The sequence below is a fragment of the Stenotrophomonas sp. PS02298 genome, from assembly GCF_029959445.1.
Classification (GTDB): Bacteria; Pseudomonadota; Gammaproteobacteria; order Xanthomonadales; family Xanthomonadaceae; genus Stenotrophomonas.
Genome location: NZ_JASCOR010000036.1, coordinates 1 through 20,639, shown reverse-complemented (window position 1 = coordinate 20,639; position 20,639 = coordinate 1). Strand labels below are relative to the sequence as shown.

Below are 20,639 nucleotides of genomic sequence, written 5' to 3'. Positions count from 1 at the left end.
CTGTCGCCAGCTCAACATGCAAGCGGAGCGCGCAGGCCCGGATCACAGTGTCGGGCCGTGGAGGGCTGGCGAATGCCAGTCCCGTCAGGGATGAGCGAATAGCGAACGTGGAGCAGCGCGATCCACAAAGTGGAGACGCTCAAGGTTCCGTCGCTTACTATTTGGACTACGGCGAGTTGAGTAAAAAATATGAAAAATATCTTTGAAGAAATCAATGAATTTTCTTCGGAAAAAATCGCGTTATTCAGCTTTGGGAAATTTTGCTACGTCTTTCTTAATAAAGACCCGATCTTTGTCAAGAAATTGCTTCCCCTCATCCAAACCTCTCTGGCAAATGAGAGCTTTCAGGCAGACGTAATGCGTGCTTATACGGAGGGCTGCATGAATGAAAAGGCGGCCATTCTGAAAGAATTTGAAGCCAAACGCGACCATCCAAACGCAGCCAAGTTTTATGGGCCACAGCTTGATCTAGTGGACAAGCGATTGGCTATAAAGACAATCCAGCATTTAATGGACTACTTAAATAATTATCTCAACGAGTATCCGGGATCGCTAGAAATTCTCAACAATTCCTACAAGCATATCCATGACGAAGATGGTGTTTCGTACATAAAAGAAAATTACGCAAATTATCGCATTGGCTGCATTTTTTATTCCAAGCACCAATCAATCATGGGGAGGGCTGAGATGCTGGAGCTAAAATATTCCAAGGTAGTTGAACGTGAGTACGAGAAAATTGGAATTGACATAAGAAAGGAAGATGCTCAGTTCTCTAAATATAGTCTTGTCAGCCTGAACGAGAATATTCAGATATTCAACGACAAGGATAGTCAGACAATACGCGATGAACGCATAGGGCGACACTTCTGGATAAAAGTTCCGAGGAAGCTGCTTACCTCTATCGAGGAACTCATTGAAAAAGGAATGCTGTCCGAAATAGCATTCAGGATTGATTACGTCTCCGATTATGTCCCTGCAATGGAGGAGATGGAGTTTGGCGCTCCGTTGCGATTGAAAATATCTTCCCTTCCTAGATTGTCAAAGTTCTACTCCACCGATAAATATGAGAACAATCTATGGATTCACCATGACGCAGAGAAGCTAAGTTTGACTTTTGAAGAATTGATGGAGGACTTTGAGGTGGCAGGCGACGACGTCGTAACGCAAGTCATCCATCTTGAATACAGTTCAAAAGGCGATGATTTTTTTATAACTCACTTGGATCACGAATTTATCGTATATACGTTGGATAGCTATCAAGAAAGATTGAGCAATGCCAACATCAAGGGGCATAGAAAAATAAAGACATTCAAAATAGATAACTCAATGATCCCGTTTGATATAAATATTAGCGGGGATCTTTTTCTGTTTCAGGTTCTCGATTCGTATTTAAAAAATGATGACTTGATTCGTGAATATTTTGAAAAAATTAACTGACTTTATAGTTTGAGATATTTAATTAAAACAGCGATCGGCATAGAACATGGCGCTGCTGCCCGCGATAATCATGTGATTGGGCGCTCGCGCCCACTAGCCCCAGCGCATCCTTGAGCCGCAGGCCAGTTCCTTATCGGCCTATGGCGATTCCACACTAGCATGGAGCCTCGATAGAGCAAGAGATCCGTTGCCACATGCTCGTGCTGTGGTTTGGGTGTACGGTTGGACAGATGCTGCTGTCAGGACTTCTCGCCAGGCTGCCGCTGCTCGATCTGCAACCGCGCCCGTTCGGTCGCCTGCTGCAACCGCTCCCCCAGCACCGCACGCGGCGGCAGGGTCGTCAGGTATTCGGCTACGTGGATGCCCGACTTGTCCAGCTCCAGCAACTCGATCTGCTCTGACTTCTTGCCGGTACAAAGAATGATGCCCAGCGGCGAGGCTTCCTCCGGTTCGCGTTCGTGCTTGTCGAGCCAACGCAAATAAAGCTCCATCTGCCCCTTGTATGCTGCCTTGAACTCGCCGATCTTCAACTCCACCGCCACCAGCCGCCGCAGCTTGCGGTTATAGAACAGCAGGTCCAGGTGGAAATCCTCGTCGTCGATCTGGATGCGTTTCTGCCGGGCTAGGAAAGAGAAGCCCGCGCCCAACTCCAGCAAAAAAGACTCCATTTCGCGGATGATCGCGGCTTCCAGGTCGCCTTCCTGCCAGGTATCGCGCAGGCCCAGGAAGTCGAGGATGTACGGGTCGCGCATGACCAGCGCCGGCGACATGCGCTGCGCATCGCGCATCGCCGCCAGCTCTTGCGTGATCGTCTCGTCCGGCTTCTTGGACAGCGCCGTGCGCTCGTATAGCATCGAGTCGATGCGCTCGCGTAGCGTCCGCACGCTCCAGCGTTCGGCGCTGGCCATTTGCACGTAGTAGTCCCGCTGGAGCGGGTCTTTTAGCGGCAGCAGCGCCACGAAATGCGACCAGCTCAATTGTCGTGACAGCGTCACGACAATTGGCTCGTCCGAGAAGGTGGCGGCGAACTGCACCATCCGGCGCAGGTTCTTGTCCGCGAAGCTACGTCCGTAGTCGCGGACAAGCTGCGCCGCCAGGGTCGGCAGGATTTCGTCGCCGTACCCGGCCCGCTGCCCGGCAAGCACTTCCGTATGGATGCGCTGGCCAATGCGCCAGAACAGCAATGTCAGCTCGGCATTGACCGCCGAGGCGACGCGCTGGCGCGACGCTTCGATCAGTGCCCGGATGTCGCCCAGCAGCGCGGGCGGCGCTGCTGGCGCTGAGACGGATGCCTTGCGCCGGGTCATGCGGCCACCTCCTTGGCTCCCTGCATCCCGGTGATCGTCTTACGCCGATTCGCCACCAGTTCGGCCGCCTCTCGCACCGGCTTATCCTCGGTGTGGACGTAGCGCATGAACATGACGACGGTCTTGTGCGCCGTTAGCGCCATGCCGACCTTGACCGGGATGCCCGAATTGGCAATGTCGGTCGCCGAACGGTGGCGGATGCCGTGCGTGCCCACGTGCGTAGCGCCAGCCGCCTTGAGCGCACGGCTCCAGCCACCGTAATACTCGCCCGTGGTTAGATGCTTGCCAGCGTGGCTAGGAGAAGGCAGCACATAGCGGCTACCCTCCTGCCGGGGTGCCGTCGAGAGTAGCCGATAGGCTTCCTCGCTCATGGGCTTAGACATGCCGCCTGTCTTGCTGTCAGGCCAGACGACGCGCCGGTTCTGCAAGTCAACCCAGTTCCATTCCAGCGCGATGATTTCCGAGCGGCGGCCGGCGAACTCGAACTGCAGGCGGATTCCCAAAGGGATGACGTAGTTCTCCAGCCCCTCCGACTCGATCTTGTCGAGCTGTCGGAACAGGTTGCCCATTTCTTCGTCGCTGATGAGGTGAGTCGATTTGCCGGCAGGGAACATCGGGACGTGACGGCAAGGGTTGGTACCGTCGGGCCGATAGCCCCATACCTCGGCCATGTTGAACATCTTGCGCAAGACGCTGAATACCTTGTTCGCCTCGGTCTGCTTGTACGAAAGCTTTTCCATCAGTCCGGCGATTTCAGGACGCTTCACGTCCTGAACTTTCTTGCGTCCCAGCAGCGGAATAATGTTGCGATTGATGACAGCCTGATAGCCGGCTTGGGTGCTGAGCTTGTTGCGCTTCTTGGAGTAGTCCTCCATGAACTTCGTGCATAGCTCCTTGACCGTAGGTGCCTGGCGCGCCTCCGCCTTCTCTGCGGCGGGATCTCCGCCTCGGCGGACTTGGGCCAGCCATTCCTGCGCCAGCGACCGCGCCTGTTCGACGGTCAGCTCCCCGTACAGTCCTAGCGAGGGCTTGCGGCGCTCGCCAGCGTTCGTCCGGTACTGGAGCATGAACACCTTGCGACCCGCCGGGGTAATCTTGCACAGGAAGCCGGGGACCAGCGTGTCCCGGAGTTCGACGGCCTCTGCCTGGGGTTGCGCCGCATCGACAGCGGACTTAGTGAGTTTGATCTTAGCCATGATGACTCCTTGGAAAGACCTGGATTCCAAGGGCCGGATAGGAGTCAGGCGGTCGGAAGTCAGGTCAGGTTTCGGAAAGCACCGGCATATGTTGAACTCGCTTAAGTCATTGATAAACCTGCTGTATCGGGCTGTAGCGTAGTCCAGCGAATTTCGGTGCTGGAGTCATGGTGAAATAAAAAAGGGCGCCTGCGTAAGCGGGCGCCCTTTTCATTGGCTGGCTGTTGGGCTGGCTATGCGGCGGCTCAGCGTTCCAGCAGCTTCAGCTTGTCTGGCTTGCCGTCCCATTCGGCCGCATCGGCCGGCGGGTCCTTGCGGATGGTCAGCACCGGCCAGGCCTTGGCCAGCTCGGCATTGAGCGCGACATAACCTTCCTGGCCAGCGGGGACGTCATCTTCCGGGAAGATCGCGTTGACCGGGCATTCGGGCTCGCACAGCGTGCAGTCGATGCATTCATCAGGGTCGATCACGAGGAAGTTGGGGCCTTCGTGGAAGCAATCCACGGGGCAGACTTCGACGCAATCGGTGTGTTTGCACTTGATGCAGTTTTCGGTAACGACAAAAGGCATGGTGGGGTCCGGCTTTGAACCCTGCAATTCTAGATCAGGATGCAGGGGCTGGGCGGGGGCATTCTCATTGGCCAGGACTGCAGGCGCAAGGAAACGTGCCGGAGCCAGGGCCCTGGGGCGCTGGCAGGTGTAAAAAGCAAAAAACCCCGCAGGGCGGGGCTTTTGCATTCGCAGACGGAGTTGGCGCTCCCTAGGGGACTCGAACCCCTGTTTTAGCCTTGAGAGGGCCACGTCCTAACCACTAGACGAAGGGAGCGTTTGGTCGCGTCTGGCGAGCGCGCTAGTATATGCATCTGGTTGCCGCTCGGCAATCCCGTAAACCCAACTGGAAGCGCCAACATCAATTCCATAGTTACAACGCCGTTCACCGTCCGCGTGATCCCGCGCGACCAGCACACCATCTCGCGCCGGGATATCAGTCCCAATGCGCTGCGGGTGCTCTACCGTCTGCGCGAATCCGGCTTCGGCGCCTATCTTGTTGGTGGCGCGGTGCGCGATCTGCTGGTAGGTGGACGCCCCAAGGATTTCGACGTGGCCACCGATGCCACGCCGGAGCAGGTCAAGCAGCTGTTCCGCAATTGCCGCCTGATTGGCCGCCGCTTCCGCCTCGCCCATGTGGTGTTCGGCCGCGAGATCATCGAAGTAGCCACGTTCCGTGCCAACAGCGATGACGGCAGCGGCGACCGCGAGGTCGAGAACGGCATGCTGGTCCGTGACAACGTCTACGGCACCATCGAGGACGATGCGGTCCGCCGCGACTTCACCTGCAACGCGCTGTATTACGCCATCGAGGATTTCTCGGTGCGTGACTACACCGGCGGCTTTGAAGATGTGCTGGAGCGCCGGATGAAGCTGATCGGCGATCCGGAGCAGCGCTACCGTGAAGACCCGGTGCGCATGCTGCGCGCGGTGCGGCTGGCGGCCAAGCTCAACTTCGAGATCGAAGCAGCTACCGCCGAGCCGATTCCGCGGCTTGCTTCCTTGCTGGGTGAGGCTGCGCCGGCCCGTCTGTTCGAAGAAGTGCTCAAGCTGTTCCTGTCCGGGCATGGCGTGGCCAGCTTTGAAGGCCTGGAGCGCTACGGTCTGCTGGCCGTGCTGTTCCCGGAAAGCGCTGCCGCGCTGAAGAGCAACCGCACTGGCGCCTTGCGCCGCATCCTGATCGAAGGCCTGCGCAATACCGACGAACGGGTCGCCAACGAAGAGCCGGTGTCGCCGGCCTTCCTGTTCGCGCTGCTGCTGTGGCCTGCCTTCTGCCGCGCGCTGATCGGCCTGCAGAAGCAGGGTCTGGCGCCAGAAGAGGCGCAACGCCGTGCCGCCGACCGGGTGACCCTGCATCAGCTGAGCACGATTGCCCTGCCGCGCCGCTTCTCGCTGCCGATGCAGGAAATCTGGCTGCTGCAGTCGCGTTTCAGTACCCGTCAGCGCAAGCGCGTGCTACGCACCTTGAGCCATCCGCGCTTCCGCGCTGCGTTCGATTTCCTGGCCCTGCGCCAGGCTGCTTCCAGCGAGCACCAGGAAGACATCGCGTTCTGGCGCGAGGCCCAGGCCGAGGCCGGGCACGCAGTGGGCGCCGGGCTGGATTCAGTGCATACCGATGGCGAGGCGGAGGAGGGCACGGCGCCGCGTCGTCGTCGCCGTCGTCGCCGTAGCGGCGGTGGCAGCGCGACCGCGGGCGAGTAAGCAGCAATGGTTGTAGCGTGTATCGGGCTGGGCGCGAACCTTGGGGACGCGCCTGCCACCCTGCGTTCGGCGATCGATGTGCTGGCGCAGCTGCCGGGTGTGCAGCTGCTGGCCAGCTCGCGCCTGTATCGCACACCGGCCTGGGGCAACGAGGCGCAGCCGGATTTCATCAATGCCGCCGTTGCGCTGCAGACCGATCTGCCGGCGCCGCAGCTGCTGGAGCAGCTGCTGGCTATCGAGCAGCAGTTCGGGCGGGTTCGCGATCCGGGCCAGCATTGGGGGCCGCGGCTGCTGGATCTGGACCTGCTGCTTTACGGCGAGCAGGTGATCGACCTGCCGCAGCTGCAGGTGCCGCATCCCTTCCTGCACCAGCGCGGCTTCGCCCTGCTGCCATTGGCCGACGTGGCGCCAGATGCCCTGATTCCGGGCCATGGAACAGTGCGGGACGTATTGGTAGGCATCAATACCTGCGGTATCGACCCGATAGGGGGATAATGGTCGGCTCATAAGCCACCGTTATGACCACATGAGCACACACGCAGATAGCAAGCCCTGGACCGTCCCCGCATTGGCCGAGGCCAAGCGCAATGGCCAGAAGCTGGTCATGTTGACCGCTTACGACGCCGGCTTTGCCCGTGCCTTCGACGCCAATGGCGTGGACCTGATCCTGATCGGTGATTCGCTGGGCATGGTGGTGCAGGGGCATGATTCGACGCTGCCGGTCAGCGTTGACGACATGGTCTATCACACCCGTGCGGTCGCCCGCGTTCTTGAGCGCGCGCTGCTGGTCTCGGACCTGCCGTTCGGCGCAGACGCCACTGCGGAGCGCGCGCTGGATGCCTCGCTCAAGCTGCTGCAGGCCGGCGCGGAGATGGTCAAGATCGAAGGTGCTGGCTTCAAGCTGGACATCATCCGTCACCTGGTCGAGCGCGAAATTCCGGTCTGTTCGCACCTGGGCCTGACCCCGCAGTCGGTGCTGCGCCTGGGCGGTTACCGCGTGCAGGGCCGTGGCGATGCTGCCAGGCAGTTGCTGGACGATGCCAAGGCCGTGGCCGAGGCCGGTGCCAGCCTGCTGGTGCTTGAGTGTGTGCCGACCCCGATTGCTGGCCGCGTCACCGCCGAAATCACGATTCCCACCATCGGTATTGGTGCCGGTCCGGATTGCGACGGACAGGTGCTGGTGCTGCATGATTTCCTTGGCCTGGACAGTGGTCACCGACGTCCCAAGTTCGTCAAGGATTTCCTTGCCGAAGGCGGCTCGGTGGCCGGTGCCGTCCGTGCCTATGCCGACGCCGTGCGCGCCGGCATCTTCCCCGACGCAGAGCACGCTTACGCATCATGATCGAAACCGTTACCGAACTTTCCCGGCTGCGCGCCATTGTCAGCGGCTGGAAGCGCGAGGGCCTGCGCGTTGCGCTGGTGCCGACCATGGGCAATCTGCATGCCGGCCACTACTCGCTGGTGAAGCTGGCGCGTGAGCACGCTGACCGGGTGGTTTCCAGTGTCTTCGTCAACCCGACCCAGTTCGGCCCGAACGAGGATTTCACCCGCTACCCGCGCACGCCCGAGGCCGACACCAGTGGCCTGGAGCAGGCTGGTTGTGACGTGCTCTGGCTGCCCACGGTCGAATCCATGTACCCGTTTGGCGTGGACCTGGCTGCCAAGGTCCATGTGCCGGGCGTGAGCTCGCTGCTGGAAGGTGCGCACCGTCCGGGCCACTTCGACGGCGTGTGCACGGTGGTCAGCCGCCTGTTCAACCAGGTGCAGCCGGATGTGGCGGCATTCGGGCGCAAGGACTACCAGCAGCTGGCAGTGATCCAGCAGATGGTGGTGGACCTGGCGTTCCCGATCCAGATCGTCGGTGGCGAGATCGTGCGCGAGGCCGATGGCCTGGCGATGAGCTCGCGCAACCAGTACCTGACGCCCGATGTCCGGCCGCAGGCCACGGTGATCCGCAAGGTGCTGCTGGCTGCGCGCGATGCCTACCTGGGCGGCGCCGAGCGTGTGGCGGTGGAGCAGGAGGCCGCAGCACAGCTTCAGGCTGCCGGCTATCTGGTGGATTACGCGGTGGTGCGCATGCCCGACCTGAGCGAGCCGGGCACCAGCCATGAGGGCGCACGGGTGGCGCTGGTCGCGGCCAAGCTGGGCACGACCCGCCTGATCGACAATGTCGAGTTCTGAACAGGGCACTCGGCGGACTTGAGCTGTCCGCCGGCAGACTCCTGAATGACAGCCAATGGCGCCCTTGTGGCGCCATTGCTGTATCCGGGCAAACGCCATGGGAAAGGTCATGTTGCGGTGCGGGCAAGGGCGCGCGCCGGTGCTAGACTGCGCCCTTTCTCACGCAGTTTCGGCATTGTCATGCAACTCTCCCTGCTCAAGACCAAGATTCACCGCGCCACCGTCACCCATTCGGAGCTGAACTACGAAGGCTCCATCGCGATCGACGACAACCTGCTGCAGGCCACCGGCATCCGCGAGTTCGAACAGGTGCACATCTGGGACGTGACCAACGGTGCCCGTTTCACCACCTACGCCCTGCGTGCGGAAGCCGGCAGCGGCGTGATCTCGCTCAACGGCGGCGCTGCGCGCCACGTGCAGGTGGGTGACATCATCATCATCGCCGCCTTCGCCGGCATGAGCGAAGAAGAAGCCAGCACGTTCAAGCCCAAGCTGGTCTACGTTGACGGCGACAACCGCATTTCCCACACCAACGACAGCATCCCCACACAGGCCGCATGATCACCAACAACGGATTCGACGTATTGCACGCCCACGCCCAGCGTCTGCAGGGCACCGGCATTCCCTCGCTGATGGCTGCAGAGCCTGACCGGGTGCAGCGCCTGGCGCTGAAAGTCGGTCCGTTGTATGTGAACTTCGCGCGGCAGAAATACGACCGCGCGGCCTTGGATGCCTTGTTGGAACTGGCCGCCGCGCGCGATGTCGCCGGCGGTTTCCAGCGCCTGTTCGCTGGCCAGAAGATCAACCACACCGAAGATCGCGCGGTGCTGCACAGCGCGCTGCGCGGTGACGCCAGCGACGCACCGGTTGCCGTGGCTGCGCGCGCTGAAGCGGTGGCGGTGCAGGCGCAGATGGGCAGCCTGATCAAGGCGCTGGAAGCCAGCAACGTCACCGATATCGTCAGTGTTGGTATCGGTGGCTCGGATCTGGGGCCGCGTCTGGTTGCGGACGCGCTGCGTCCGGTATCGGGCGCGCGTTTCCGCGTGCATTTCGTTTCCAATGTCGACGGCGCGGCGATGCAACGCACCCTGGCGACGCTGGACCCGGCGACCACTGCCGGCATCCTGATCTCCAAGACCTTTGGTACTCAGGAAACCCTGCTCAACGGCCGCATCCTCTGCGACTGGCTGGGCGGCAGCGAGCGCCTGTACGCCGTCAGTGCCAACCCCGAACGCGCCGCCAAGGCCTTCGACATCGCCGCCGAGCGCGTGCTGCCGATGTGGGACTGGGTGGGCGGTCGTTACTCGCTGTGGTCAGCGGTGGGCTTCCCGATTGCCTTGGCAATCGGCTTTGAACGCTTCGGCCAGCTGCTGGAAGGCGCTGCGCAGATGGACGCGCACGCGGCCACTGCACCGCTGGCAAGCAATCTGCCGGTGCTGCACGCACTGACCGATATCTGGAACCGCAACGTGCTGGGTTATGCCACCCACGCGGTGATGACCTACGACCAGCGCATGGCGCTGCTGCCTGCGTATCTGCAGCAACTGGTGATGGAAAGCCTGGGCAAGCGGGTCAAGCGCGACGGCAGCCCGGTCGATGGCGACACGGTCTCGGTGTGGTGGGGCGGTGCCGGCACCGACGTGCAGCACAGCTTCTTCCAGGCCCTGCACCAGGGCACCAGCATCGTTCCGGCCGATTTCATCGGCTGCGTGCACAACGACGATCCCTACGAACTCAACCATCAGGCCCTGCTGGCCAACCTGCTGGCGCAGACCGAAGCGCTGGCCAACGGCCAGGACAGCGAGGACCCGCATCGTCAGTATCCGGGCGGTCGCCCGAGCACGATGATCCTGCTGGATGCGTTGACCCCGCAGTCGCTGGGCGCGTTGATCGCCATGTACGAGCATGCGGTGTACGTGCAGTCCTTGATCTGGGGCATCAATGCCTTCGACCAGTTTGGCGTTGAACTGGGCAAGCAGCTGGCCAGCCAGTTGCTGCCGGCGTTGCAGGGCGAGGCGGTGGAAATCGCCGATCCGATGACCCGGGAGCTGTTGGCGCGCTTGCGCTGATAGCGGATCATCGTTTGCAACAAAAAAAGCCGCGCAGAGATGCGCGGCTTTTTTGCTCCCTCCCTTTGCCGAAGGCAAGGGGAGGGTTGGGGAGGGGGAAGCTCTTCGCGCTACGGGTGAAGGCCCCTGCCGAGCATGGCTCGGCACTACAGGAAGCAGGGTCAGCGGTTCGGGTCGCGTTCCGGGCTTGGTCGCTTGGTCAACTTGCGCTGCAGTGAGCGGCGGTGCATGCCCAGCAGGCGCGCGGCCGCGGACACATTGCCGCCAGTTTCGTGCAGCGCCTGCTGGATGTGTTCCCACTGCAGGCGGCTGATCGGCGTCATCGCGTCCGGCGGTTCAACATCCTCCGGCTCCTCGCCGCCCTCGTCCTCTTCGCCAAGCGCGCGCAGGATCATCTGCACAGTCGCCGGCTTCGGCAGGTAATCATCCGCGCCCAGCTTGATCGCTTCCACCGCGGTGGCGATGGAGGCATAGCCAGTAACCAGCAGGATGCGCATGTCCTGGCGCAACTCGCGCAGCGGCTGGATCAGGTTCAAGCCGGACTCGCTGCCCAGCTTCAGGTCGATCAATGCGAACGCTGGCGGCGTCTGCGTGGCCAGTTGCATGGCGCTGGAGATGTCGGTGGCGGTGATGGCTTCGATGCCGCGGCGGGCCAGGGTGCGCTGCAGGGTGCGCAGGTAGAGCGGGTCGTCATCGACCAGCAGGCCGTGGGTGGCAGCAGCATTCATGGACTTACCTCGATGTTGTTCAACGGCAGGCGAAAGCCGACGCGTGCCCCCTGGCCTTCGGCCGGGCGCATCCACAGTTCGCCGTGCAGACGCTCAATGGTGGCATGCGACAGTGCCAGGCCGACACCCATGCCATTGCTTTTGCCGCTGTTGAACAAGGTGCCGGGCAGGGCCGCGTCATTGGCGTTGAAGCCGGGCCCGTAATCGCGGACCTCGCCGTAAAGCTGGCCCTCATGGATGCGGATATCCAGGTCGATCTGTGCACGTCCTGCATGCTCGCCCGCGTCGGCGGCATTGTTCAGCAGTACCTGCAGCAGATGACCGATGCCGGGGTCCAGCTTCAGCTGCAGCGGCGCATCGGGGTTGCGTCGCAACTGGATGGTCGGGCGCACCAGTCGCCATTGCTCCAGCACGCTGGCGATGGATACCGGTGCGCGGCTGCCTGCGCCTTGGGCGGGGGCGGCCAGCGCCAGCACCTTTTCCCGACACTGCACCAGCAGCTCGCGTAGGGTCTCCAGGTCGTCGCGCATTTCCGGGGTGGCGGCGCCTTGCTCGACGATGTCGTCGGTCAGCAGGGTCATGGTCGCCAACGGCGTGTTGAGCTCATGGGCAACGGATGCGGCATGGGTGGCCAAGGCGACAATGCCTTCATTGCGGACGAAGCGTTCGCGCAGCATCGCCAGCTGGTTCTCCCGCTCGCGCAGCGCAGCTGCCAAGCGGGTCGAGAACACCAGCACCACTACGCTGGACAGCAGGAAATTGGCCGCTGCGCCCCACAGGTGCAGGCTCATCGTGTCGAAGTAGCCGCCCTTCAACGGCAGCCCGAACACGGCGCTCAGCGCGTAGCCGGCCACGCAGGCGGCAGCCACCGCGTGCGTCCAGCGCAGTGGCAGGGCAAGCGCAGCCAATGCGATCAGGATCAGGAACAGCGAGCCGAACGGATTGGCGATGCCGCCGCTCCAACCCACCATCCAGGTCAGCACGGTGACGTCGACCAGGATATGGCCGAAGGCGGTAACCGGTGCCGGGTCGGTGTCATGCACGCGCAGCTGCACGTACAGGTTGAACAAGGCCAGCACGGCGACGCCGGCCCATAGTGGCTCCTGCGGCAGTTCCAGCCCCAGCAGCCAGGTGGCTACAAGGATGGTGGCTGCCTGACCGGCGGTGGCCAGCCAGCGCAGGCTGCACAGGGTGCGTAGAAAAGAGGTATCTCGGGTTTCCATGCTGCAATCGTATGCTGTCGCGGTGGCTGCCATGCAATCCAAGGTTCATGCCGCACGGGTGGCTGGCGCGTTAAAATGGGCCATGCATGACGCCGTGACCCGCCCAACACCGCCCACCGACGCTACCGCGTGGCCCCGCCGCATCACCCAGTCCGTCGCCATCGGCGGCGTCAAGGTGGGCGGAGGTAATCCCGTGGTGGTGCAGTCGATGACCAATACCGATACCGCCGATGTGGCTGCCAGCGTCAAGCAGGTGGCCGAACTCTGGCGCGCGGGTTCGGAGATGGTGCGACTGACCGTCAACAATCCCGAATCGGCCGCGGCTATTCCGCGCATCGTCGAGAAGCTGGCGATGATGGGCATCGATGTGCCGCTGATCGGCGACTTCCATTACAACGGCCATCAACTGCTGACCGGCGAACCGGCCTGCGCCGAGGCACTGGCCAAGTACCGCATCAATCCGGGCAACGTCGGCTTCGGCAAGAAGAAAGACACCCAGTTCGCGCAGCTGATCGAATTCGCCATCAAGTACAACAAGCCGGTGCGCATCGGCGCCAACTGGGGCTCGTTGGATCAGGCGCTCGCCGCCAAGCTGATGGACGAGAACAGCCAGCGTGCGCAGCCGTGGGATGCCGGCCGCGTGCTGCGCGAGGCCTTGATCCGCTCGGCGCTGGATTCGGCCGAGACTGCAGTTGACCTGGGCCTGCCGCGTGATCGCATCGTGCTGTCGGCCAAGGTCAGTGGCGTGCAGGAACTCATCGCCGTGTACCGTGATCTGGCGCAGCGTTCGGACTTTGCCCTGCACCTGGGCCTGACCGAGGCTGGCATCGGCAGCAAGGGCATCGTCGCTTCGTCGGCGGCGCTGGCGGTGCTGATGCAGGAAGGTATCGGCGACACCATCCGCATCTCGTTGACGCCCGAGCCGGGCCAGTCGCGCACGCAGGAAGTCATCGTTGCCCAGGAGTTGCTGCAGACCACCGGCCAGCGCGCTTTCACCCCGCTGGTCACCGCTTGCCCGGGCTGCGGCCGTACCACCTCCGAGTTCTTCCAGGAGCTGGCCAAGGTGGTGCAGAACCACGTGCGCGAAAAGATGCCGGTGTGGCGTGTCAGCCATCCCGGTGCGGAGAACATGACGCTTGCGGTGATGGGCTGCATCGTCAATGGCCCCGGCGAGTCGCGTCACGCCAACATCGGCATTTCCCTGCCGGGTACCGGCGAAACCCCGGCCGCGCCGGTGTTCGTCGACGGCGAAAAGAAGATCACCCTGCGTGGTGAGAACATCGCCCATGAGTTCGTCGCGCTGATCGATGACTATGTCGAGACCCGGTATGCCCGAAGCTCCGGTTGATTCCCGGAGCGAAGCTGCCGGTCTGCGCCGCTGGCTCGCCCATAATGCGTGGCGGCTGGTGGTGTTGTTCATCGGCGTGCTGCTGCCGCTGGCGGGCTTCGTTGGCCTGGCCGATGAGATCCACGAAGCCGAAGCTTTCCACTTCGATGCAGCCCTGCTGCTGCGCATGCATGCCATCGCCACGCCTGGCCTGAACGGCTTCTTCGTGCTGATGTCCAAGCTTGGCTATCAGTGGGGCGTCATCCCCTTGGATATGGTGATCGTGGTGGTGTTGCTGCTGTGGCGGCGCTGGCGCAAGGCTGCGTTCGCAGCGACGGCATTCATTGGCTCGGCGCTGTTGAACCTGGGGAGCAAGCAGATATTCCAGCGCGAGCGTCCGAGCCTGTGGGAATCGATTGCGCCGGAAAGCACCTTCAGTTTTCCCAGTGGGCACGCGATGGGCTCGATGACGTTGGCCCTGACCCTGGTGTTTCTGACCTGGCGCACACGCTGGCGATGGCCGGTGGTGGTGCTGGTCAGCGGTTTTGTCGTTTCGGTTGGCCTGTCACGGGTCTATCTGGGGGTACATTACCCCTCGGACATCCTCGGCGGCTGGTGTGCCGCAACGATCTGGGTGACAGGCGTGTACATGGTGATGTTCCGTCGACGCTGGTCCTTGCCGGCGCCCTGAAGTGCACTGCAATTGGTAGTGTCCAAAAGGTAAGAGAAGTCCTAAGTCATTGGACGAATTGACCTGATGGATACAGTATTGGCTGCGACGGCATAGTGAGCTCGCCAGCCGCAGGCACATAAACCGCATCATCCTGATGCTCAAAACTACAGATACATTTCCTGCGAGCGGGTGTCCGATAGAGCCCAGTTGGGCCACTTCTGCTTGATAATACACATGGCCTTGCCATGAGGGACGGGGGAGGGCCGTCGCCTCGCATGCTCGGATTTTGCCGCGCCCAAGGCTTCAACTGTCACCTCGCCGCGAGGAATCCTTCATGACCATCAGCGTTTTTCTTATCGATGACCACGCATTAGTGCGCACGGGCATTCGGATGATTCTTTCGGGGCAAACCGATATAGAAGTTGTCGGCGAAGCGGATAGCGGTGACGTCGCGCTGCCGCTGATCCGCCGGCTGAAGCCGGACGTGGTCCTGTGCGACCTGCATCTGCCGGGCCTCAGTGGACTGGAAATCACCGAACGCATCGTCAAAGGCGATCACGGCACCAAGGTCATCATCGTCTCCGTGCTGGAAGATGGGCCGATGCCCAAGCGTTTGCTGGAAGCAGGTGCTTCCGGTTATGTGGGCAAGGGTGGGGATTCGAAAGAGCTGATTCGTGCCGTGCATGACGTTGCCATCGGCAAGCGTTATCTGGCCACCAGCATTGCGCAGAATCTGGCGCTGTCCAATCTGGAAGGCGGCGAATCGCCGTTCGACCTGCTCTCGCCGCGCGAGCTGGAAGTGGCCTTGCTGTTGATCCAGGGCCACCGTCAGGAGGAGATCGCCCGTCGCCTGAGCCTCAGCGCCAAGACCGTGAACACCCACAAGGCGCGTTTGTTCCAGAAGCTGGGGGTGCAGGACAACATCGCCCTGGCCAGGCTCGCCGCGCAATATGGCGTTGGTGATCCCACCAAGGCGATTTGAGCCTGGAGGGTTTATTGCAGTCACCGTTCTGCAGAGCAGCGCCCTTCAACAACAGTCGAATCAAAAGGAGCACAGCGACAACGCTGTGCTCCTTTTGTTTGAGTGCACGATGGTCACATGCGACTCGACCTTGCAGGCAATGGCTTGGCGATCGTCTGTTTGTGGGAGCGGTGTGAGCCGCGAAGCTGGCACTACTGACGGCGCCAAGCCTTATGCCATCTGATGATCTGTGTGCTTCGCGGCTCACGCCGCTCCTACAAAAAAATAAGGTGCCGACCCAGGTGTTGTAGGAGCGGCGTAAGCCGCGAAGCTGGCGCTATGGAAGGCTCAAAGGTCTATGCCATCTGATGATCTGCTTGCTTCGCGGCTCACGCCGCTCTTACAACGGGGGTGAACCTTCGCCGCTGTGATTGCGTGGCCCAGAAAAGCAGAAAGCGGCCCTGAGGCCGCTTTCTGCTTTCAAGCTGCTTGGTCGGATCAGACGCTGCGCGGCTGATCGTCTTCCTGCTTCTCGGCCTCGGCCTCGGCATTCGCTTCGACTGCGACGCTTTCCGCGTCTACGGCAGGAGCGACAACGACAGGTGTCGGTGCGACTGCGGCGGCTGGTGCTGCAGTTTCAACGGCCGGCTTTTCAGCCGTTTCTTCAACAGCCGGGGCCTGGGCGAACAGCTGCCCGTTTTCCGGTGCTGCAGGCTGTGCAACCACCACTGTGGCCGGTTCCGGCTGCGGGATGCTGACCGGAGCTGGTGCGGCGTTGACCGGTTCAGCAGCGGCGACCGGTGCGATCGGTGCAGCGGCGACTTCTGCCGGTGCGCTGACAACTGCCGGGGCAGCCACAGGCGCTTCCACGCTGGCGACCACCGGTGCTGCGACGACGGCTTCAGCGACGGTTTCCACCGGAGTGCTGATCGCCTGCTCGGCCTTGACGACCACCGGCTCAGCGGCAGCTGCCACTTCGACGGGTGCGACTGGGGCCGGTGCGCTTGCTGCGACAACGGCTTCAGCAACCGGGGCCTCGGCAACCGGTGCCGAGGCAGCTACTTCGACAGCAGCGGCAGGTGCTGCGGCAACAACAGCTGCGGCAGCCTGCGCGGGCGCCGCGGCAACCGGCTTGGCTGCTGCTACCGGAGCGGACACGGGCGCGGCCGGGGTTGCGGGCTCGTCATCGAACTCGAACTCGGGCTGGCTGCTCGCGGGCTTGGCTGAAGCTTCATTGACTTCGCCATCGGCGTCATCAAAGGCGTCCAGAGCATCCTCATCACCGCCCAGGTTTTCACCGCCGGCGGCACCTTCACCGTTACCACGACGGCGACGGCGACCGCCGCGGCGACCGCGACGACGACGGCCACCGGCTTCGCCGGCACCGTCTTCGGCTGCTGTAACCGGGTTGCTGTTCTCGTCGACGACCACAGCCGCTGCCGGCTGCTCCTCGGAGACGACCGCCGGCTTGGCGATCTCGGCAGCAATGGTGTTTTCCTTCACCACGGCATCGGTGTTGGCAACGGCGTCGTTGGCCACAATCGCTGCTGCGGCAACGACCGGTGCTGCGACGGCCGGTGCAGCTGCGCGAGCGGCTTCCTGCTGTGGCTGCTGCTGGCGTGCGGGCTTCTCGGCCTGCGCGTTCTGCTGCTGGACCTGCTTGTCGGTGTCCTGCTGCGGCTTGGGCTGCTTCGGCTGCTTGGGCTGTTTGGCCTGCTGCTGCTCGTTGTTGCGCTGCTGCTTGGGCTGCTGCTGGGCCTGATCACCGCGCTGCTGTTCATTGCGCTGCTTGGGCTGCTGGGCGTTGTTCTGCGCCTGCTGCTGGCCCTGTTGCTGCGGCTTGTCAGCGTTCTGGCGGCGGTCTTCGCGGCGCTGCTCGTCACGACGATTGCCGTTGGCGTTGCCGCCCGCATTGGCATTGCCGTTGCCACCGCGACCCTGCTGGCCGTTACGGCCATCACGACGCTGGTTGCCGCGCTCGTTGCGGTTGTTACGGCCGTTGTCCTGGCGCTGCGGCTGGGCCGGCTGTGCGGCCGGAGCCGGCTCGCCGCCGAACACGCGCTTGAGCCAGCCCATCACGCCGCCAGCGGCGGGCGCGACAGGTGCGGCAACCGGTGCCGGGGCCGGCGCGGCTTCGACGACTTCACGGATCGGCGCAGGCTGGCTGTGCTTGACGTGGGTCACGGCCGGCGCCGGGATGTTCAGCTGTGCCTTGGTCAGTGCGTGCACCGGCAGCTTGCGCGGGGTGCCGCGCTGGTAGCTGGGCTTGCTCGACTCTTCGCCCAGCTCGTTGTCGCGCAGACGCGTGACTTCGTAATGCGGGGTGTGCAGCTGCTCGTCGGCAACGATGACGATGGGGGCGTCATGGCGCTGCTCGATTTCACGCAGGGCGCTGCGCTTCTCGTTGAGCAGGTAGTTGGCGATTTCGACCGGGGCCTGGACCAGCACCTGTCCGGTGTTCTCCTTCATCGCGTGCTCTTCGGCAACGCGGATGATGGACAGCGACAGCGACTCGATGCTGCGCATGCGGCCCTGGCCGTCACAACGCGGGCAGACGATCTGGCTGGATTCGCCCAGGCTCGGACGCAGGCGCTGGCGGCTCATTTCCATCAGGCCGAAGCGCGAGATACGGCCCAGCTGGACGCGGGCACGGTCGTACTTCAACGCATTCTGCAGGCGGTTTTCGACTTCGCGCTGGTGCTTGCTGGAGGACATGTCGATGAAGTCGATGACCACCAAACCGCCCAGGTCGCGCAGGCGCAGCTGGCGGGCGACTTCCTCGGCCGCTTCCAGATTGGTCTGGAAGGCGGTGTCTTCGATGTCGCTGCCCTTGGTGGAGCGGGCCGAGTTCACATCGACCGCGGTCAGCGCTTCGGTCTGGTCAACCACGATCGAGCCGCCGGACGGCAGGCGCACGTTGCGCTCGTAGATCGCCTCGATCTGCGATTCGATCTGGAAGCGGTTGAACAGCGGGATGTCGTCTTTGTAATGCTTGAGCTTGCGCAGGGTCTGCGGCATCACCTGCTGCATGAAGTCGCGTGCGGTCTCGTACAGCTCTTCGGTGTCGACCAGGATCTCGCCGACGTCCGAACGCAGGTAGTCGCGCAGGGCGCGCACGATCAGGCGCGATTCCTGGTAGATCAGGAACGGGGCGGGCTTGGTCAGTGCGGCTTCGGCGATCGAGCGCCATACCTGCAACAGATAGTCCAGATCCCACTGCAGCTCTTCGGCATCGCGGCCGACGCCGGCGGTGCGGATGATCACGCCCATGTCGTCGGGGATGTTCAGCTTGTCCAGGGCTTCCTTCAGTGCGGCGCGGTCTTCGCCCTCGATGCGACGGGACACGCCGCCGGCAGAGGGGGAGTTGGGCATCAGCACCATGTAGCGGCCGGCCAGGGAGATGAAGGTGGTCAGGGCGGCGCCCTTGTTGCCACGCTCTTCCTTGTCGACCTGCACGACGATTTCCTGGCCTTCGCGCAGGAGTTCCTTGATGCTGGCCTTGTGGTGGTCCACGCCGGCCTGGAAGTAATCGCGGGAGATTTCCTTCAGCGGCAGGAAGCCGTGGCGGTCACCGCCGTACTCGACAAAGGCAGCCTCGAGCGACGGCTCCAGGCGGGTGATGCGGCCCTTGTAGATGTTGGACTTCTTCTGTTCCTTCGACGGCTGTTCGATGTCGATGTCGTACAGGTTTTGCCCGTCGACGATGGCCACGCGCAGTTCTTCAGCCTGCGTGGCATTGATCAGCATTCGCTTCATTGTGCGTTCCTCGCGCGCTGCTACCGCGCGGAACGCCATGGGGTTTCGCCTCTGGACACGGTTCGCCGCCCATTCGCGCAGGCGCGGGCAGGGCGGCTTGGGTTTCCAGCGCTACGACACCACGGCAGGCCGCGGGAGCGCTTCTTTCTTGTTTTAGGTGTTTCAGGGCCGGCGGCCGCCCGCGGCCGTGGCCGATGGCGTCGCGCGGGACATGGGTTTCGTCCAGCTCGGATGCTTTTTGGCATCCGGCGATGGCCGGGAACGCCGACGAGCCGCTAACATGGCCGCCCCGGGGGCGGTGGCCGCGCACTGTGCCGGATCCGTAGGGAGCGGGGCTTCTGGCCCTGACCAACTTCCAACGAAATCAAACCCTTATATCGCCCCCCGAGTGTAGCAGAATAAATAGGCCGATGACTGATTCCGACAAGCCCCAAGCACCGCCTGCCGCCAAGAGCAGCGTGCGCATGATCAAAGTGCCCGAAGACAGGGCAGGACAGCGGCTGGACAACTTTTTGTTGGGTCAGCTGAAGGGCGCGCCACGCAGCCTGGTCTACAAGTTGGTTCGTAGTGGCCAGGTCCGGGTGAATGGTGGCCGTGCCAAGGCCGACCGCAAGCTGGACGGTGGCGAGGAGGTGCGTATTCCGCCGGTCAATCTCAATGAGTTGGGAGACAAGGCGCCGCCTCCGAGCAGCTTCCTGCAGCGTATGGAAGAAGCCATCGTCTTCGAGGACGCCAAGCTGCTGGTGATCAACAAGCCGACTGGCGTAGCCAGCCATGGCGGCAGCGGTATCAGTCACGGTGCGATCGAGACCATGCGTGCACTGCGGCCGAACATGAACCTGGAGCTGGTGCACCGGTTGGACCGGGATACTTCCGGCCTGCTGATCCTGGCCAAGAAGCGTTCGGCCCTGGTCGAGCTGCAGGCCTTGCTGCGTGAAGACCATGGCGGCATCCAGAAGCGCTACCTGACCTTGCTGGCCGGGCGCATGCCCGACGGCGTGATGAGCGTGGACGCGCCGCTGCATGTCGGCCTTCGCCAGGGCGGCGAGCGCCATGTCCAGGTGAATGCGATAGGCAAGCCGTCGCTCAGCCATTTCAAGGTGTTGGAGCGTCGCGGCGGGCAGTCCTACTGCGAAGTCCGGATCGAGACCGGCCGCACCCACCAGATCCGTGTGCATGCCCAACACATCGGTCATCCTGTGGCCGGTGACGACAAATACGGCGATCCTGCAGTCAACAAGCGCTTTCGTGAGCAGATCGGGCTGAAACGCCTGTTCCTGCACGCGGCCTCGCTGGAGTTTGCGCTGGACGGCGGCAAGACACCTTATGTATTGAACGCGCCGCTGTCGCCGGATCTGGTCGAGGCGATGAACAGGCTTTGAGGCCTTGGAGTCGGGTTGGGGGCCGCCAGTGCGGCGGTTCCCCATGGTCTGACAGGTGTCTGTAGGAGCGGCGTCAGCCGCGAAGCAACAGATCAGTCACGCCGCGAACTTGCTGGCGATTCCAGCAATGCCGGCTTCGCGGCTGACGCC

At 62.6% G+C, this 20,639-nt stretch carries 17 protein-coding genes and 1 tRNA gene; 11 read left to right on the top strand and 7 right to left on the bottom strand.

Features of this window, described 5'->3' with window-relative positions; translation table 11 throughout:
• Positions 1 to 189 precede the first annotated feature (189 nt).
• A complete protein-coding gene (locus tag QMX78_RS07825) occupies positions 190 to 1,437 on the top strand; it encodes a hypothetical protein (RefSeq protein WP_004883036.1) in 1,248 nt (415 codons plus the stop codon).
• A 239-nt stretch (positions 1,438 to 1,676) separates the two neighbouring features.
• Here the strand turns inward: QMX78_RS07825 and QMX78_RS07820 are convergent, their stop codons facing one another.
• The 4 genes from QMX78_RS07820 to QMX78_RS07805 all read right to left on the bottom strand — a co-directional run bounded on the left by QMX78_RS07820 (position 1,677) and on the right by QMX78_RS07805 (position 4,765).
• Positions 1,677 to 2,744 (bottom strand): PDDEXK nuclease domain-containing protein, encoded by a 1,068-nt coding sequence (locus QMX78_RS07820; protein ID WP_004883035.1) that lies wholly within the window; start codon positions 2,742 to 2,744, stop codon positions 1,677 to 1,679.
• On the bottom strand, positions 2,741 to 3,940 hold the full coding sequence (locus QMX78_RS07815; protein ID WP_004883034.1) for a site-specific integrase: 1,200 nt from the start codon (positions 3,938 to 3,940) through the stop codon (positions 2,741 to 2,743). The genes QMX78_RS07820 and QMX78_RS07815 overlap by 4 nt, the downstream gene beginning before the upstream one ends.
• Positions 3,941 to 4,185: 245 nt before the next feature.
• Positions 4,186 to 4,509, bottom strand: a complete 324-nt coding sequence (gene fdxA / locus QMX78_RS07810; protein WP_282268190.1) for a ferredoxin FdxA — start codon at positions 4,507 to 4,509, stop codon at positions 4,186 to 4,188.
• A 181-nt stretch (positions 4,510 to 4,690) separates the two neighbouring features.
• A tRNA-Glu gene (locus QMX78_RS07805) sits at positions 4,691 to 4,765 on the bottom strand.
• A gap of 41 nt (positions 4,766 to 4,806) precedes the next feature.
• Between QMX78_RS07805 and pcnB the strand changes: the two genes are divergently transcribed.
• The 6 genes from pcnB to pgi all read left to right on the top strand — a co-directional run bounded on the left by pcnB (position 4,807) and on the right by pgi (position 10,439).
• Positions 4,807 to 6,189 carry a polynucleotide adenylyltransferase PcnB gene (pcnB, locus tag QMX78_RS07800; protein ID WP_282268196.1) on the top strand — a complete coding sequence of 461 codons (1,383 nt, stop codon included), beginning with the start codon at positions 4,807 to 4,809 and terminating at the stop codon, positions 6,187 to 6,189.
• Positions 6,190 to 6,195: 6 nt separating this feature from the next.
• The gene (gene folK / locus QMX78_RS07795; RefSeq protein ID WP_282268188.1) at positions 6,196 to 6,684 is read left to right on the top strand and encodes a 2-amino-4-hydroxy-6-hydroxymethyldihydropteridine diphosphokinase; all 489 of its coding nucleotides are present in this window, start codon (positions 6,196 to 6,198) and stop codon (positions 6,682 to 6,684) included.
• 31 nt (positions 6,685 to 6,715) lie between these two features.
• Entirely contained in the window at positions 6,716 to 7,531 is an 816-nt protein-coding gene (gene panB / locus QMX78_RS07790; protein ID WP_282268186.1) for a 3-methyl-2-oxobutanoate hydroxymethyltransferase, read from the top strand.
• On the top strand, positions 7,528 to 8,370 hold the full coding sequence (panC, locus tag QMX78_RS07785; protein ID WP_282268183.1) for a pantoate--beta-alanine ligase: 843 nt from the start codon (positions 7,528 to 7,530) through the stop codon (positions 8,368 to 8,370). The genes panB and panC overlap by 4 nt, the downstream gene beginning before the upstream one ends.
• Before the next feature lie 180 nt (positions 8,371 to 8,550).
• Positions 8,551 to 8,931, top strand: a complete 381-nt coding sequence (gene panD, locus QMX78_RS07780) for an aspartate 1-decarboxylase (protein WP_282268181.1) — start codon at positions 8,551 to 8,553, stop codon at positions 8,929 to 8,931.
• Complete coding sequence (pgi, locus tag QMX78_RS07775; RefSeq protein ID WP_282268180.1) at positions 8,928 to 10,439, top strand: glucose-6-phosphate isomerase; 1,512 nt, start codon at positions 8,928 to 8,930, stop codon at positions 10,437 to 10,439. Before panD ends, pgi begins: the two co-directional genes overlap by 4 nt.
• A 161-nt stretch (positions 10,440 to 10,600) precedes the next feature.
• On the opposite strand, the gene QMX78_RS07770 is transcribed toward pgi, so the two are convergent.
• Positions 10,601 to 11,167 carry a response regulator transcription factor gene (locus QMX78_RS07770; protein WP_282268178.1) on the bottom strand — a complete coding sequence of 189 codons (567 nt, stop codon included), beginning with the start codon at positions 11,165 to 11,167 and terminating at the stop codon, positions 10,601 to 10,603.
• Positions 11,164 to 12,390, bottom strand: a complete 1,227-nt coding sequence (locus QMX78_RS07765; RefSeq protein ID WP_282268175.1) for an ATP-binding protein — start codon at positions 12,388 to 12,390, stop codon at positions 11,164 to 11,166. Before QMX78_RS07765 ends, QMX78_RS07770 begins: the two co-directional genes overlap by 4 nt.
• Positions 12,391 to 12,472: 82 nt before the next feature.
• Here QMX78_RS07765 and ispG point away from each other — a divergent pair, with 82 nt between their 5' ends.
• From ispG to QMX78_RS07750, 3 genes are all read left to right on the top strand, one after another.
• Complete coding sequence (gene ispG, locus QMX78_RS07760; RefSeq protein WP_282268195.1) at positions 12,473 to 13,738, top strand: flavodoxin-dependent (E)-4-hydroxy-3-methylbut-2-enyl-diphosphate synthase; 1,266 nt, start codon at positions 12,473 to 12,475, stop codon at positions 13,736 to 13,738.
• Positions 13,719 to 14,408 carry a phosphatase PAP2 family protein gene (locus QMX78_RS07755; RefSeq protein WP_282268173.1) on the top strand — a complete coding sequence of 230 codons (690 nt, stop codon included), beginning with the start codon at positions 13,719 to 13,721 and terminating at the stop codon, positions 14,406 to 14,408. Before ispG ends, QMX78_RS07755 begins: the two co-directional genes overlap by 20 nt.
• A gap of 316 nt (positions 14,409 to 14,724) precedes the next feature.
• Positions 14,725 to 15,372, top strand: coding sequence for a response regulator (locus QMX78_RS07750; protein ID WP_282268171.1), 648 nt, complete (start codon positions 14,725 to 14,727; stop codon positions 15,370 to 15,372).
• A 477-nt stretch (positions 15,373 to 15,849) separates the two neighbouring features.
• On the opposite strand, the gene rne is transcribed toward QMX78_RS07750, so the two are convergent.
• On the bottom strand, positions 15,850 to 19,107 hold the full coding sequence (gene rne, locus QMX78_RS07745) for a ribonuclease E (protein WP_282268169.1): 3,258 nt from the start codon (positions 19,105 to 19,107) through the stop codon (positions 15,850 to 15,852).
• A 410-nt stretch (positions 19,108 to 19,517) separates the two neighbouring features.
• Between rne and QMX78_RS07740 the strand changes: the two genes are divergently transcribed.
• Complete coding sequence (locus QMX78_RS07740; protein WP_282268167.1) at positions 19,518 to 20,489, top strand: RluA family pseudouridine synthase; 972 nt, start codon at positions 19,518 to 19,520, stop codon at positions 20,487 to 20,489.
• Positions 20,490 to 20,639 lie beyond the last annotated feature (150 nt).